13 protein-coding genes, 1 other RNA gene and 1 riboswitch are annotated in these 14,823 nt (G+C 76.1%); of the genes, 10 read left to right on the forward strand and 4 right to left on the reverse strand.

Annotation, left to right across the window (positions count from 1 at the left end):
- Positions 1-84: 84 nt before the first annotated feature.
- Positions 85-509: RNase P RNA component class A (rnpB, locus tag ACU616_RS26745), an RNA gene on the reverse strand.
- Between the two features lie 233 nt (positions 510-742).
- A riboswitch (cyclic di-AMP (ydaO/yuaA leader) is annotated at positions 743-902 on the forward strand.
- Positions 903-1,171: 269 nt separating this feature from the next.
- Between rnpB and ACU616_RS26750 the strand changes: the two genes are divergently transcribed.
- Positions 1,172-1,795, forward strand: a complete 624-nt coding sequence (locus ACU616_RS26750) for a hypothetical protein (RefSeq protein ID WP_446761424.1) — start codon at positions 1,172-1,174, stop codon at positions 1,793-1,795.
- Between the two features lie 54 nt (positions 1,796-1,849).
- Here ACU616_RS26750 and ACU616_RS26755 read toward each other — a convergent pair whose 3' ends face one another.
- A complete protein-coding gene (locus ACU616_RS26755; protein ID WP_446761534.1) occupies positions 1,850-2,542 on the reverse strand; it encodes a PIG-L deacetylase family protein in 693 nt (230 codons plus the stop codon).
- A gap of 79 nt (positions 2,543-2,621) precedes the next feature.
- The gene (locus tag ACU616_RS26760; protein WP_446761425.1) at positions 2,622-2,981 is read right to left on the reverse strand and encodes a DoxX family protein; all 360 of its coding nucleotides are present in this window, start codon (positions 2,979-2,981) and stop codon (positions 2,622-2,624) included.
- Positions 2,982-3,005: 24 nt separating this feature from the next.
- Between ACU616_RS26760 and ACU616_RS26765 the strand changes: the two genes are divergently transcribed.
- From ACU616_RS26765 to ACU616_RS26780, 4 genes are all read left to right on the forward strand, one after another.
- On the forward strand, positions 3,006-3,758 hold the full coding sequence (locus ACU616_RS26765; RefSeq protein ID WP_446761426.1) for a sulfite exporter TauE/SafE family protein: 753 nt from the start codon (positions 3,006-3,008) through the stop codon (positions 3,756-3,758).
- 12 nt (positions 3,759-3,770) lie between these two features.
- On the forward strand, positions 3,771-4,997 hold the full coding sequence (locus tag ACU616_RS26770) for an SLC13 family permease (protein ID WP_446761427.1): 1,227 nt from the start codon (positions 3,771-3,773) through the stop codon (positions 4,995-4,997).
- Between the two features lie 74 nt (positions 4,998-5,071).
- The gene (locus tag ACU616_RS26775) at positions 5,072-7,402 is read left to right on the forward strand and encodes a putative bifunctional diguanylate cyclase/phosphodiesterase (protein ID WP_446761428.1); all 2,331 of its coding nucleotides are present in this window, start codon (positions 5,072-5,074) and stop codon (positions 7,400-7,402) included.
- 97 nt (positions 7,403-7,499) lie between these two features.
- Entirely contained in the window at positions 7,500-7,709 is a 210-nt protein-coding gene (locus ACU616_RS26780; RefSeq protein WP_446761429.1) for a hypothetical protein, read from the forward strand.
- A gap of 108 nt (positions 7,710-7,817) precedes the next feature.
- Here the strand turns inward: ACU616_RS26780 and nadA are convergent, their stop codons facing one another.
- On the reverse strand, positions 7,818-8,849 hold the full coding sequence (nadA, locus tag ACU616_RS26785) for a quinolinate synthase NadA (RefSeq protein ID WP_446761430.1): 1,032 nt from the start codon (positions 8,847-8,849) through the stop codon (positions 7,818-7,820).
- Between the two features lie 221 nt (positions 8,850-9,070).
- Between nadA and ACU616_RS26790 the strand changes: the two genes are divergently transcribed.
- The 5 genes from ACU616_RS26790 to ACU616_RS26810 all read left to right on the forward strand — a co-directional run bounded on the left by ACU616_RS26790 (position 9,071) and on the right by ACU616_RS26810 (position 14,665).
- Positions 9,071-9,955: an MBL fold metallo-hydrolase gene (locus tag ACU616_RS26790; protein ID WP_446761431.1), complete on the forward strand. Its 885-nt coding sequence runs from the start codon at positions 9,071-9,073 to the stop codon at positions 9,953-9,955.
- A gap of 216 nt (positions 9,956-10,171) precedes the next feature.
- Positions 10,172-11,806: a thiamine pyrophosphate-binding protein gene (locus ACU616_RS26795; protein WP_446761432.1), complete on the forward strand. Its 1,635-nt coding sequence runs from the start codon at positions 10,172-10,174 to the stop codon at positions 11,804-11,806.
- 140 nt (positions 11,807-11,946) lie between these two features.
- Complete coding sequence (locus tag ACU616_RS26800; RefSeq protein WP_446761433.1) at positions 11,947-12,900, forward strand: ABC transporter substrate-binding protein; 954 nt, start codon at positions 11,947-11,949, stop codon at positions 12,898-12,900.
- Positions 12,897-13,868, forward strand: a complete 972-nt coding sequence (locus tag ACU616_RS26805) for an amino acid ABC transporter permease (protein WP_446761434.1) — start codon at positions 12,897-12,899, stop codon at positions 13,866-13,868. Before ACU616_RS26800 ends, ACU616_RS26805 begins: the two co-directional genes overlap by 4 nt.
- The gene (locus ACU616_RS26810) at positions 13,868-14,665 is read left to right on the forward strand and encodes an amino acid ABC transporter ATP-binding protein (protein WP_446761435.1); all 798 of its coding nucleotides are present in this window, start codon (positions 13,868-13,870) and stop codon (positions 14,663-14,665) included. Before ACU616_RS26805 ends, ACU616_RS26810 begins: the two co-directional genes overlap by 1 nt.
- The last annotated feature ends 158 nt before the right edge of the window (positions 14,666-14,823 follow it).

Raw genomic sequence — 14,823 nt, forward strand, 5'->3', positions numbered from 1 at the left:
GACTCGGTCATGCGCGGATCTGCGGACTATGTGCGGACTGAGCACCCCCTCTGACCGTGTGAGTGCAGGTCAGGCGGAAGGCGACGGACGAGTCGGCCTGTACGCCGGGTTCTGTCCTCGGGCGCCTCGCGGCCTCCCGATGGGCGGTCATCCATCTGGGCCCGCCGTTGCCGGCGGGCTCGAGCGGTCCACCCGCAGGCTCGGGCGGGCAGCCCTCGAACGCCTGCGCAGGACGGCGTCCTGGAGATCCAGTCCGCCGTCCCTCTCGACCTTGCTCCGGGTGGGGTTTACCGAGCCACACCGGTCACCCGGTGTGCTGGTGGTCTCTTACACCACCGTTTCACCCTCACCGGCGGTGTCTCCGAGGAGGCACCACCGGCGGTCTGTTCTCTGTGGCACTGTCCCGCGGGTCGCCCCGGGTCGCCGTTAGCGACCACCCTGCCCTGTGGAGCCCGGACGTTCCTCGGCGACGGGGTCTCCCCCGCCGACGCGACCGCCCAGCCGACTCGTCCGTCGTGCCCGCAGTCTAGGCACTCCCCGGCCCGCCACCGCGGTCCCGTCGCGCCCGGCCGCGGACGACCCGAGAGCCCCACACCTCGCCGACACGCCGGTACGGGTGACGACACGCGCACCACGACCGGACAACTCGCCGACGCGACCGGTCCGCCGTTGTCACAGGTTCATAACGCCCATACGTTCTCTGCGTCCGGCCGGCCGTCACCTCCTCCACCCGGGGGAACCGCGCCGGATGCCGCCGAGTCGCACCCGCACACACGGGAGCGAGCCGGGGACCCACCGCACCACTGGGGTGAGTCCCGCCCCCGAGCCCCACTCGGGGGCGGGTAGGGCGCATCCCCGCCCGAACCCGTCAGCTGACCCGGTAGGCGGCCCAGGGAGAACGGAGAGCCGCCGCCGGGTGCGCCCCTCGGGCCCGCCCCGCGCCACTTCACACCTCGGACGCGCCGCGCCTCCCACCCACGAGCCCGGGTCGGCGCAGTCGCCGCGCGCCCCCACCCGGATCCGCCCGGTCGTCGGCCCGCCACGCGCGGCGCCGAGCCCGGCCGCGGCTCCGGTGGGCCACGCCCGGGCCCGTGTCACCCCTCCGCACACGGGTGCCTGCTGAGCAGACGGCGGCACCCGGTGGAACCCATCGTCAGGAGTTCTCCTCACCATGCTCTGGAACACCCAGCACCACACCGAGTCCGGTCGGCACGACGCGTCACCGGTCCTCCGCCAGCGCGGTACGGCGGTCCGCCGGACCGCGGCGGTCGGCGCCTTCGCCGTCGCGTTCGCCTTCGCCGGACAGTCGGTGGCCCTCGCCGACGACCACTGGGGCCGCGGCGGCTGGAGCGGGAGCACCGCCACGGCCCCGGCTCCCGCACCCGCGCCGGCGCCCGCGCCGGCCCCCGCTGCCGCGCCGGCCGCCGCACCCGCCGCCGCCGACCTGACCGGCAAGCCGACCCCCACCTCGACCGCCTACAGCGCCTGGGCCCCGCACGTGCGCCCGGTGGTCGCCGAGGTCACGCAGGCCTTCAGCGTGTCCACCGTCTACACCCGCCCCGGCCACTCCCCCACGCAGCAGCTCGCCGCCGACTTCATGGTCTACAGCGACAGCGCCAAGGGCGCCGCCGTGGCCCAGTACGTGATCGACAACGCCGCGCGGTTCCACGTCGACTACGTCATCTGGCAGCAGCGGATCTACACGATCGGCGGCTCGGGCTGGAAGGCGATGGAGGACCGCGGATCCCCGACGGCCAACCACATGGACCACGTGCACGTCAGCTTCAACCCCTGACCGGGCCCGCCTGAGGCGCGGCGCCGGGACCGCGCGGGGGTCCCGGCGCCGCGCTCAGCCGGCGTAGAGCACGAAGCCGGCCGCCCGCCGTCCGCCCGAGCGCGGCGAGGCCGCCGTCGCCATCTCCACCTGCCGGCGCGCCTGCTCCTCCACCGGGTCGTCCGACAGCGCGGCCAGGTAGCGCCGGTGCTCCAGCAGCGAGGCCACGGCCCGCTCGACGACGTCGTCCACGTCGACGACGTGCGTCACCCCGACCGGCGTCGCGACGGCGATCCACCGCACGCCCTGCCACGGCTCGGGGTCGGCCAGCTCGGGGAAGATCCACTCGTTCGCCGCGTCACCCACGGCGTCGAGCACCGCGCGGCCCAGCACCCGGTGGTCGGCGCTGTTCCACAGGGCCGGCGCGACGCCGGGCGGCGTCCACGTGTCCCCGAAGTGCATGGTCACCACCAGCTCGGGCCGGTGCCGCCGGATCGCCGCGGCGATCGCGCGCCGCAGGTCCAGCCCCTCCACCAGCCGCCCGTCGGGGTGCCCGAGGAACTCGACCACCGACACCCCCACCGCGGCCGCCGCCCGCCGCTGCTCCCCCTCGCGCAGCGGTCCGGCGGCCTCCGGCGGCAGGCCCGCGATGCCGGCCTCGCCGCTGGTGGCCAGCACGTAGCGGACGTCGCGGCCGGCGGCCGTCCACGCGGCGACGGCGGCCGCGGGCCCGTACTCGATGTCGTCGGGGTGGGCGACGACGACCAGGGCGCTGCCAGTCGTCGGGCAGGGGCTCGTACGGCGGCTGGGACTCGGCGGTCACGGGGCCTGAGTCTGCCCGGACCGCTCAGCGCCCGCGCGCGACCCGCAGCGCGGCGGCGACCATCGGGGCCTGCAGCGGCAGCCGCACCGCCGCGACCGCCAGCGGCACCGGCCGGCCGTGGGCCAGCCGGAACTGCTGCAGGTGCGCCGGCACGAAGCCGGCCAGCAGCCCTGCGGCCGACCAGCCGCCCGCCCGCCGGGTCGACGGCGCGGCCAGCAGCGCGGCGGTGACGATCTCGGCCACCCCGGTGCCGAGCACCCAGGCGCGGGCGTCGCCGAGCTCGGGCGGCACCAGCGGCTGGAAGACCCGCGGGCGCAGCAGGTGCAGGACCCCGGAGGAGCCCAGGGCGGTGGCGAGCCAGGTCGCCGGGGCGGGGAGGCGCACACGGTCACCGTAGGCTGCCCGCTCGTGTCCGCCGCCGACCTGCTCGTCGCCGCCGCGGTCGCCCTCGGTGCCGGCGCGGTCAACTCCATCGCCGGCGGTGGCTCGCTGATCCTCTTCCCGACGCTGGTCGCCCTCGGGCTGGGCACCGTGCCGGCCAACGTCACCAACTCCGTCGCCCAGTGGCCGGGCTACCTCGGCGGCGTGCTGGGTTTCCGCCGGGAGTACGAGGGCCAGCGGGGACGGCTGGTCCGGCTGGGCGTCGTGTCGGTGCTGGGCGGCATCGCGGGCAGTGTGCTCCTGCTGACGACGCCGTCGGAGGCCTTCGACGTCGTCGTCCCGGTGCTGGTGCTGCTGGCCAGCCTGCTGCTCGCGCTGCAGCCGCTGCTCACCCGGCGGCTGCGCGGCCGCGAGGACACCGCCGCCCGCGACCCGTGGTGGCTCTACCTGGCGCTGTTCCTCGCCACCGTCTACGGCGGCTACTTCGGCGGGGCGCTGGGGGTCATCCTGGTCGGCGTCCTCGGCACCGCGCTGCACCGGCTGCCGCTGGCCAACGCGCTGAAGTCGGCGCTCTCCGCGGTGACGGCGACGGTGACCCTCGTCGTGTTCGGCCTGTTCGGGCCGGTCGCCTGGTCGGTGGTCGCGGTCGCCGCGCCGGCCAGCCTGGTCGGCGGGTTCCTCGGCGCCCGGGTGGCCACCCGCATCCCCGCGACGCCGCTGCGGGTGCTCATCGTGACCTTCGGCGTGGCCGTGTCGATCTACCTGTTCACCCGGATCTGACCGGTGGACCCGGTGGCGCTGACCGTCTCGGTCACCGTCCTCGCCGCGGTCCTCGCCGCCGCCGCCGCCGATCGGCCCCGGCTGCCCCCGGCCGCCGTCGCCGTCCCCGGGGCGCTCTACCTCGTGCTCGTCGGCGCCGTCGGGTACCCCGCCGCCGAGACCGAGGTGCGGGGCCTGGCGCCGACGATCGGCTTCCTCGTCGTCGTGCTGGTGCTCGCCCACCTCGCCGACCGCGAGGGGGTGTTCACCTGGGCGGCCGCGGTCACCGCCCGCCGGGCCGGCCGCTCACCGCGCGCGCTGCTGGGGCGGGTGGTCCCGCTGGCCGCGGTCGTGACGGCGGTGCTGAGCCTGGACACCACGGTCGTCCTGCTGGCGCCGGTCGTCGTGGCGACGGCGGCCCGCATGCGGGTGCCGGTGCGTCCGCACGCCTACGCCGTCGGTCACCTGGCCAACTCGGCGTCGTTGCTGCTGCCGGTGTCCAACCTGACGAACCTGCTGGCGGTCGCCGCGACCGGGCTGTCGTTCCTGCGCTTCGCCGGGCTGATGGCCGGGCCGTGGTTGGCCGCGGTCGCCGTCGAGTACGCGCTGCTGCGCCTGCTCTTCCGCGCCGACCTGGCGGCCGCGGCCGGTGAGCCGGTCACCGACGTGCCGCCGGCCCCCCGGCTGGCGCTGGCCGTGGTGGCCGGCGTGGTGGCCGGGTTCGCGGTCGGCGGGCTCACGGGCCTGCCGCCGGTGGTGCCGGCGGCGCTGGGGGTGCTCGTGCTCGGCGGGTGGCGGCTGGCGCGGCGGACCAGCGCGGTGGGCGACCTCGTGGCCGCCGCCGACCTGCCGTTCGCCCTGTTCGTGGCCGGCCTGTCGGTGGTCGTGCTGGCGGTCCTGGACAGCGGGCTGCAGGAGGTGCTCGACCGGGTGCTGCCCGACGGGGCCGGCCTGCCCGCCCTGCTCGGCGTCGCTGCGGTCGCGGCGCTGCTGGCCAACGTGGTGAACAACCTGCCGGCCACCCTGGCGCTGCTCCCGGTGGCCGCGGCCACCGGGATGCCGGCGGTGCTCGCGGTGCTGATCGGGGTGGGGATCGGACCGAACCTGACCTACCCGGGGTCGCTGGCCAACCTCCTCTGGCGGCGGAGCCTCGGCGCGCACGCCCCGTCGCCACGGCACCTGACGGCGGTCGGCCTGGTCACCGTCCCCCTCACCCTGGCGGCTGCGACGATGGCGCTGTGGCTCGCCCTGCACGTCTGACCCGCCGCGGGACGGACCACTCCCTCGGAGTGGAGCAGCCCCGTTCCGACTCCCGGGCGTCCGATTCCTCCGGCATGACTGTTCCGGCGCGCGCCCGGCTCCTGCCGGGGACCCCGCGGTGGGTGCTGCTCGGCGCCCTGCCGCTGCCGCTGGTCGCCGTCGTCCCGGCACTGGTCGCGCACCGGCCGGTCACCCCCGGGTCGGCCTCTCCCGGGCCGGCCGGGCTGCTCGGCAGCCTCGCCCTGCAGGCGGCCTTCTGCGGGCTCCTGGTGTGGCGGGCCCGCCGGCTGCCGCACGAGCGGGTCCTGTGGGGCCGGCTGGCCCTGGCGTCGGTGGTCTTCTCCGTCGCGGTGGTGGCCGCCGCCCTGCTCGGCGTCCGGGAGGCGACCGCTCCCTTCGCCGCCGTCCCCGTCGCCTGGGCGCCGGTGCTCACCTTCCCGCTCCTGCACGGCGGCCTGGTGCGGTGGAACCGCTCCAGTGGCCACCTGACCGACCCGGGCGACGTCCTCAACGGCGTCTCGGGCGTCCTCGCCGCGGTGGCCCTGCTCAACGTCGCCGTCGTCCGGTCCGGCTCCCCTCTGGTGGCCGGGCCGTGGTGGGAGACGCAGGCCCTGCTGGCCCAGGTCGGCACCGGCGTCGTGCTGCTCGGCACCGTCCTGTCCGTGGTGGGCCTCGCGTCGCTGCACCACGACCCGCGCCCGTGGCTGGTGGCCGCCGCGGTGACCGTCGCCCTCGCCGGCGACCTGGCGACGCTGCTCGCCGACGGCGCCACGACCGGCTGGACGACGGCGGCCGAGCCCGCCGGCGCCGCCCTCATCGGCCTGGCCGCGGCGCTGTCCCCCGCCCGGGCCCTGCCCCGCCCCGCCGACCCGGCCGCCTCCACGGTCGGCGCCTTCGTCGTGATCGTGGCCTCCACGGGAGTCCTGTTCGTCGAGCGCGGCCCCACCGTCGCGGCCTGCTGCGCGGCGCTGGCCCTCGCCGGTGCCGGCGTGCGGCTGCTGATGAACGTGCGCGAGCTCGCGCAGCTGGCCGTCAGCCGGCGGGAGGCGCTCACCGACGAGCTGACCGGGCTGGCCAACCGCCGGGCGGTGCTGCGCCGGATCGACGAGCTGTGCGGCCAGGGGCAGCCGATGGCGCTGGCGCTGCTCGACCTCGACAAGTTCAAGGAGGTCAACGACGGGCTGGGGCACGCGGCCGGGGACGACCTGCTGCGGCTGGTCGCCGGGCGGCTGACCGCGCAGCTGCGGACCGGCGACGTCCTGGGCCGGCTGGGCGGCGACGAGTTCGCCGTCGTCGCGCTGCTCGACGACGCCGGTGAGGACGGCGAGTACGGCGAGGACGGCGCCGCCCTGGCCCGCCGCCTCGCCGGGCAGCTGGCCGAGCCGTTCCAGGTGGGCGGCATGGCCGTGCACGCGAGCGCCAGCATCGGCGTGGCCACCCGGCCCGGCTCCCCCGTCGGGGCCCCGCCGGGCAGTAACCCGGGCGACGGCGACCTGGACGGCGCGGACCCGGCCGCCACCACCGAGCTCCTGCGGCAGGCCGACGCCGCGATGTACGCCGCCAAGCACACCGGCGGCGGGACAGCGGTCTACGACCCGGCCCGCCACGGCGACCACCGCGGCAACCTGGCCCTGGTGGAGGAGCTGCGCCGGGGCCTGCGCGACGGTGAGCTGGTGCTGCACCACCAGCCGCAGGTCGACGTCGGCACCGGCCGCACCGTCGGCGTCGAGGCGCTCGTGCGCTGGGCGCACCCCGATCGGGGGCTGCTGCCCCCCGCCGCGTTCCTCCCGCTGGCCGAGGTGCACGGCCTCATGCGCCCGCTCACCGACGAGGTGCTGCGCCAGGCGGTGACCCAGGCGGCGGCCTGGCACCGGGCGGGCCGCGAGCTGCGCATGTCGGTCAACCTGTCGGCGAGCAACCTGCTCGACGTCGACCTGCCCGCGCGGGTGGCCGGGCTGCTCCGCGAGGCGCGGCTGCCGGCCGGCCGGCTGGTCCTCGAGATCACCGAGAGCGTGCTGCTCAGCGACCCCGACCGCAGCCTCGCCGTCGTCGGCCGGCTCGCCGACCTGGGCGTGGCCGTGAGCATCGACGACTTCGGCACCGGCTACTCGTCGCTGTCCTACCTGCGCGACCTCCCCGTCGGCGAGCTCAAGCTCGACCGGTCGTTCACCGCCGACCTGCTCACCGACACCCGGACCGAGGCCATCGTCGCCAGCACCGTCGCGCTGGCCCACCGGCTGGGCCTGCGGGTGGTCGCCGAGGGCGTCGAGCACGACGAGACCCTGGCCCACCTGGCCGGGCTCGGCTGCGACGAGAGCCAGGGGTACCTGCACTCCGCGCCGCTGCCGGCCGACCGGCTGGGGGCCTGGCTCGACCGCACCGGGGCGCCGCTGGCGGTGCGCTGACCGCCTGGCGGGACGCGTGTGACGGACGGGTCCAGGTCCGGCCGGGACACGCGCCCGCGTGCCGCGGCCGGGCGGGACGGCTCCCTAGCGTCGGGGCATGCGCCAGCGACCCACCCCGGCCCGGCGGACCGACGACACGGCCCGCGTCCAGCAGCTGCACCTCATCGCCGCCGCGCGCGCCGCGGCCGTGCGCCCCACCACGCGGCAGCAGGTGTCCGACATCGTCCGGGTCACCACCGACGACGAGGTCGACACCCGCACCTTCCGCGCGATCGTTGCCGACATCTCCGCCGACGTCCTCCGCTGAAGAAGGACCCCCTGCCCCCGCCACTCGCGAGCGCGGTGACGTGCTGGAACGGCCCTCCTGCAGGGTCCCGCCGCGAGCGGAGCGAGTGGTGGGGGGCGGGAGGGTCCTTCATTCGCCGCCGCGGCCAGGCTCGCCGATGGCGATCATCGCCTCGACCGCGCGGCGGGCGCGGGCGGCGGTGTCCGGGTCGACGTCGACGGCACCCTCGCCGGTGCGCAGCGTCCGCAGCAGCTTGGCCGGGGTGATCATCTTCATGTAGCGGCAGGCCGCCCGGCTGTTCATGGGGATGAACGACGTCCCCGAGTTGAGGGCCCGCAGCTGGTGCAGGATGCCGACCTCGGTGGCCACGAGCACCTGCGGGGCGCGGGTGGTGGCGGCCTGCTCGACCATGCCGCCGGTGGACAGCACGCGGGTGCGCTCGGCGGGCAGGTCGCCGTGGCTGACCAGGTCGAGCACCGAGGTGGTGCAGCCGCACTCGGGGTGCACCAGGATCTCCGCGTCCGGGTGTGCGGCCACCTGCGCGCGGACGTCGGACGGGCTGATGCCGGCGTGCACGTGGCACTCCCCCGCCCACACGTGCACGTTCTCCCGCCCGGTCACCCGCTTGACGTGCGCGCCGAGGAACTGGTCGGGGCAGAAGAGGACCTCCCGGTCCCCGGGGATCGACCGGATCACGTCGGCGGCGTTGGACGACGTGCAGCAGACGTCGGTCTCGGCCTTGACCGCCGCGGTGGTGTTGACGTAGCTGACGACGACGGCGCCGGGGTGCTGCGCCTTCCACTCCCGCAGCTGCTCGGCGGTGATCGAGTCGGCCAGCGAGCAGCCGGCGTCGTGGTCGGGCAGCAGCACCGTCTTGTCCGGCGAGAGGATCTTCGCCGTCTCGGCCATGAAGTGGACGCCGCAGAAGACGATCTCGCGGGCGTCGGTCTGCGCCGCGACCCGCGACAGGTACAGCGAGTCGCCGGTGTAGTGCGCGACGTCCTGGATCTCGGGCACCTGGTAGTTGTGCGCGAGGACCACGGCGCCGCGCTCGTCGGCCAGCCGGCGGACCTCGGCCGCCCAGCTCTCGTACTCGGCGGGCGAGAGGGTGCGCTCGTCGCCGGCGACGGCGGGGGTGGCGGGCGCGGTGGTCGCGGTCACGGGGCTCCTCGGCAAGGTGGTCGCAGGGGGCTCATGATCCCCCGCCCGGGTCCGGCAGCGGCAGCGTGGGGTGCCCGGGGCGGGGTGTCCCGTGCAACACCGCCGGCGCGGGGCCGCTTCCGCACGCCGTCCCCGCCGGTCACCCCGGCGACCGTGACCCCGGCCACGGATCCGGCGCCGGGCAGGATGTCGGGGGACGTCGGAGCACGGCTGGAGGCCTGGTGACCACTCCGCTGGAGTCCGTGGCGTGGATCCACGGCGCCCGGGACTGCTCGGGGACGGGCGACCCGCTCGTCCAGGTCCACCGGATGGACCGTGACACGTTCGTCCTGCGGCTGAGCAAGTGCTACAGCTTCGAGGCGAACTTCCTCTACCTCCTGCTCGGCCGCGAGCGCGCGCTGCTGCTGGACACCGGCGCCCGGCCCGACGCCGGCGCGCGCGACCGGGCGCTGCCGCTGCGCCGCACCGTCGACGAGCTCGTCACCGGCTGGGCGGCCGAGCGCGGCGTCCCCGAGCCGGAGCTCGTCGTCGCCCACACCCACGCCCACGGCGACCACGTCTCCGGGGACGACCAGTTCACCGACCGGCCGCGGACCCGCGTGGTGGCGCCCACCCTCGCCGCGGTGACCGGCTTCTTCGGCCTGCCCGACTGGCCGGAGGGCCGCGCCGGGCTCGACCTCGGCGGCCGGGAGCTGAGCGTCGTCCCGCTCCCCGGGCACGAGCCGACGCACGTGGCCGTGCACGACCCCCGGACCCGGGCGCTGTTCACCGGCGACACCCTCTACCCCGGGCTGCTCACCGTGCGCGACTGGCCCGCCTACCGGCGCAGCGCCGCCCGGCTGGCCGACCTCGTGCGGCAGGAGGAGGTCTCGGTGGTCCTCGGCGCGCACGTCGAGATGACCAGCACACCGGGCGTGCTCTACCCGCTGGGGACGACGTGGCAGCCCGACGAGCACCCCCTGCCCCTCACCGCCGCGCACGTCCTCGAGCTGCACGAGGCGTGCGAGGCGATGGCCGGGGCGCCGCACGTCGACGTGCACGACTCCTTCGTGATCCAGCCGCTCGCCGCGGACGGGGCGCCGTCGGGGAGCCCGCCGGGAGCGTGAGGACCGGCACCACGCGTGTACGGATCAGCCACCGGCGCGGGGCGGACGGTACAGATCGGCACTAGGCGCGGGCCCACCTCACACCTACCTTGTCCGCGACCAGCCGCGCCGTCCCGACGCCGGCCGATCCGCCCGTCCGCCGTCGCCGTCAGGAGGGTCAGCCGTGACGCAGCCGCGAGGTCCCGTCGACGCAGGTCCGCGCACGGTGGCCCGCGCGTGACCGTGGTGCGCAACGGGGGCTCGGCCGTCGTCGAGGCCCTCGTCTCCGAGGGGGTGGCCGACGTCTTCGGCATCCCCGGCACCCACAGCCTCGAGCTGTACCGCGCGCTGGCCGGCAGTCGCGTGCGCCACGTGACGACGCGGACCGAGCAGGGCGCCGGGTACGCCGCCGACGGGTACGCCCGCGCCACCGGCCGGCCCGGCGTCTGCCTCGTCACCAGCGGGCCCGCGGTGAACAACGCCGCCGCCCCGGTGGGCACCGCCCACGCCGACTCGGTCCCGCTGCTCGTGGTGGCCCCCGGCCCGCCGCGGGGTCAGGAGGGCGCCGACGTCGGCGAGCTGCACGAGATGCGCGACCAGCGCGGGCACATGGCCGCGGTGGCCGAGCGCGCGGTGCGCGTCTCCTCCCCCGAGGAGGCCGCCGCCGCCGTCCACGAGACCTTCGCGCACTGGCGCACCCACCGGCAGCGCCCGCACGTCCTGGAGGTCCCGCTCGACGTCCTCACCGAGCCCTGGGACGGCGCGGACACCGGACCGCTCGCCGCCTCCGCCTCCCCCGGTCCGGACGCCGACGACCTCGCCTCGGCCGCCGGCCGGCTCGCGGCGGCCGCAGCCCCCGCCCTGCTGGTGGGCCGCGGCGCGGTGGGCGCCGCAGGGGCCGTCCGCGCGCTCGCCGAGCTGCTGGACGCGCCGGTGGTCACGACGGTGAACGGCAAGGGCGTGCTGCCGGAGACCCACCCCCTCTCGGTGGGCGCCTCGGTGCGGCTGGCGCCGGCCCAGCGGCTGCTCACCGACGCCGACGTCGTGCTCGTCGTCGGCACGGGCCTGTCCGACGCTGAGCTGTGGGGCTGGGAGCCCGCGCTGCCCGGCACCACCATCCGGGTGGACGTCGAGGCCGGCCAGCTGCACAAGCGGCTGACCCCGACCGTCGGCCTGCACGGCGACGCGGCGACCGTCCTCCCCCGCCTCGCCGAGCTGGTGGCCGCCGGGCCGGTGGCCGCCGCGTCGGCGCCCCGCCGGGCCGGCGCGGCACGGGCCCGGCAGGCCCGGGAGGACTCCGCGGCCGCCGCCGCGCCCGAGGCCGGCCCCTGGGCCGGGCTCAACCGCGCGCTGGCCGCCGCCCTCCCGCCGGAGACGGTCGTGGCCGGGGACAGCTCGCAGGTCACCTACTTCGGGACGGCGCACTTCTGGCCCGTGCCCGGCCCGGCGCAGCTGCTCTACCCCGCCGTCTACGCGACCCTCGGCTACGGCCTGCCCGCGGCGATCGGCGCCGGGATCGGCGACCCGGGACGCCCGGTGGTGGCCCTCGTCGGCGACGGCGCGCTGATGTTCTCCCTCGCCGAGCTCGCCACGGCGGTCGAGCAGCGCCTGCGCCTGCCCGTCGTCGTGGTCAACGACCACGGCTACACCGAGATCCGCGACGGCATGCGCCGGGCCGGCATCCCCCCGTTCGCCGTGGACCTGCACACCCCGGACTTCGCCGCGGTCGGCCGCGCGATGGGGGCCCGCGGTGTGCGCGTCGGCTCGGTGGACGACACCGTCGCCGCCGTCCTCCAGGCCCTCGACGCCGACGGGCCGTCGGTGGTCGAGGTCGACGCCCGCGCGCTGGCCGCCGCGTCCGGAGCGCCCTGATGCGCTCCGACCGGGGGACGCGGGACCACGTCCGTGGTCACGGTCCTGTCCCGATCCGGCGCCGCGCCTGCCGTTCCGGACCGCGACCACGCACGATCCGCCCAGAGCACACCCGACGCGCACCCACCCGAGGAGACCTGATGTCCGCCCGCCGCCCGACCCTGACGTCCCGCCGCGCCCGCGGTGCGGCCCTGCTCCTGGCCGTCGCGGCCCTCACCGCCGCCTGCGGCGGCGGGTCCGACAGCGGTGACGACGCGGCCGGTTCGGCCGCGTCCACGGCCGGCGGCGACGCCGCGGCGGAGGTCGAGGCCGACCAGGAGCTCAACGCGATGCTCCCCGACGACATCCGCCAGGCCGGCACCCTCGAGGTCGGCACCGAGGCGCTGTACCCGCCCTACGAGTACCTCGACGAGGACGGCCAGACGATCATCGGGCTCGACCCGGACCTCCTGGACGCCATCACCGCCCGCCTGGGCGTGGACTACACGCTCACCAACACCGCCTTCGACGGGCTGCTGCCCGCGCTCGACGGCGACCGGTTCGACGTGATCGCCGCCGCCGTCACCGACACGACCGCCCGCCAGCAGAACTACGACTTCGTCGACTACTTCCAGGCCGGCCAGGCGATCGTCGTCGCCGCGGGCAACCCGGAGGACATCACGGCGGTCGAGGACCTCTGCGGCCAGCCGGTCTCGGTGCTGGTGTCCTCGGCGCAGGAGTCCCTGCTCAACGAGTTCAACGGCGACCAGTGCGCCGCCGACCCGATCCAGATCACGTCCCTGCCGACCGACCAGGACGCGCTGCTGCAGGTCCAGAGCGGGCGGGCGACGGCCAGCTTCACCCAGGAACCGGTCGGCCGCTACAACGCCGCGCAGATCGCCGGCGGCAACGCCTTCGAGGTGGCCAACACCGAGACGCTCTTCCCGAGCCCGCTCGGCTACGTCTTCGACAAGGAGGACACCCAGCTGCGCGACGCCTGGCAGGCCGCGCTGCAGTCCCTGATCGACGACGGGACCTACACCGACATCCTCGAGGCCCGCGAGCTGGACTCCGGCGCGGTCGACGAGGCGACGATCAACGCCGGCACGCAGTGACCGCCTCCACCCCGTCGCGCACCGCGGCGGCTCCCCCCGACCCGGGCGCGCTCAAGGCCGTCCCGGTCCGGCACTACGGGCAGTGGGTGGCCGCCGCCGTCTGCGTGGTCCTGCTGGTCCTGCTGGTCCGCGCCATCGCGACGAACGAGTCGATCCAGTGGGACGTCATCGGGTCGCGGATCTTCTTCGCCGCCATCCTCGACGGCCTGGTGACCACGATCTGGCTGACCGTGGCCAGCATGGTCCTGGGCGTCGTCGGCGGGGTGATCGTGGCGGTGATGCGGCTGTCGGACAACCTGCTGCTCAAGAGCATCAGCGGCGGCTTCGTGTGGCTCTTCCGCGGCACGCCGATCCTCGTGCAGATCCTCATCTGGTTCAACCTCGCCCTGTTCTTCCCGCGGCTGGGGTTCGGCAGCGCGAGCGTGTCGACCAACGAGCTCATCACCCCGTTCACGGCCGCGCTGCTGGCGCTGACCCTCAACGAGGCGGCGTACATGTCCGAGATCGTCCGCGGCGGGATCCTCGCCGTGGACGGCGGCCAGCGGGAGGCCGCCGAGGCGCTCGGGATGACCGGTGGCCTGGTGCTGCGGCGGATCGTCCTGCCGCAGGCGATGAAGGTCATCATCCCGCCGACCGGCAACGAGCTGGTGACGCTGCTGAAGACGACCTCGCTCGTCGCGGTCATCGGGGCCGGGGACCTGCTCACCGAGGCCCAGGCCGTGGGCGCCACCGACTTCACCCGCCTGGAGATGCTGATCGTCGCCAGCATCTGGTACCTGGTGCTGACCACCATCGCCAGCGCCGGGCAGATGCTGCTCGAGCGGCGCTTCCTGCGCGGCAGCACGCACGCCCGGGGCCGGTCCTCCTTCCTCGGGCGGATCGCCACCGACCTGCGGCCCGGGCGCAACCAGGAGGCCGGCGCGGTCGCGGCGCCGGTCCCGCCGTCCGAGGGGAGGGGCGCGCGCTGATGACGACCGGATCGGCCGCACCGGCCGCGGGAGGTGGGCGCCTGATGGTGGAGGCGCTCGGCATCCACAAGTCCTACGGGTCCCTGGAGGTCCTCAAGGGGGTCGACCTGCGGGTGCGGCCCGGCGAGGTCACCTGCCTGCTGGGGCCGTCGGGGTCGGGCAAGTCCACCCTGCTGCGCTGCCTCAACCACCTCGAGCGGGTCGACGCCGGCACCGTCCGCATCGACGGGGAGCTCGTCGGCTACCGGGTCAAGGGCGACCGGGTGCACGAGCTGCCCAAGCACGAGGTGGCCCACCAGCGCCGCAGCGTGGGCATGGTGTTCCAGCGCTTCAACCTCTTCCCGCACATGACGGTCCTGCAGAACGTCATCGAGGCGCCCACCCGGGTCCTGCGGCAGCCGAAGGGCGAGGCCCGGGAGCGCGCGCGGGAGCTGCTGGCCCAGGTCGGGCTGGCCGACAAGGCGCAGAACTACCCCGTGCAGCTCTCCGGAGGGCAGCAGCAGCGGGTCGCGATCGCCCGAGCGCTGGCGATGCAGCCCAAGCTGATGCTCTTCGACGAGCCGACCTCGGCCCTCGACCCCGAGCTGGTCGGGGAGGTGCTCGACGTCATGCGCGGCCTGGCCGCGGGCGGGATGACGATGGTCGTGGTCACGCACGAGATCGGCTTCGCCCGCGAGGTCGGCGACACGGTCGTGTTCATCGACGGCGGCGTCGTCGTCGAGGAGGGCGCGCCCGCCGACGTCCTGGGCCGGCCGCAGCACGAGCGCACCCGCTCGTTCCTCAGCAAGGTGCTGTGACGGTCCCGCCCGCCCGCTGCACCGGCGGGCGGGCGGGGTCAGGCGCGGGTGAGCCGGTGCACCTCGGCGGCCACGGCGTCCCGGTCGGCGGCCAGCAGCGCCCGCAGGGCGGGCAGCGAGCGCGCCGACCGGGCGGCCGCGTAGGCGGCCCGCGTCCC

This window comes from Geodermatophilus sp. URMC 62 (assembly GCF_052931475.1).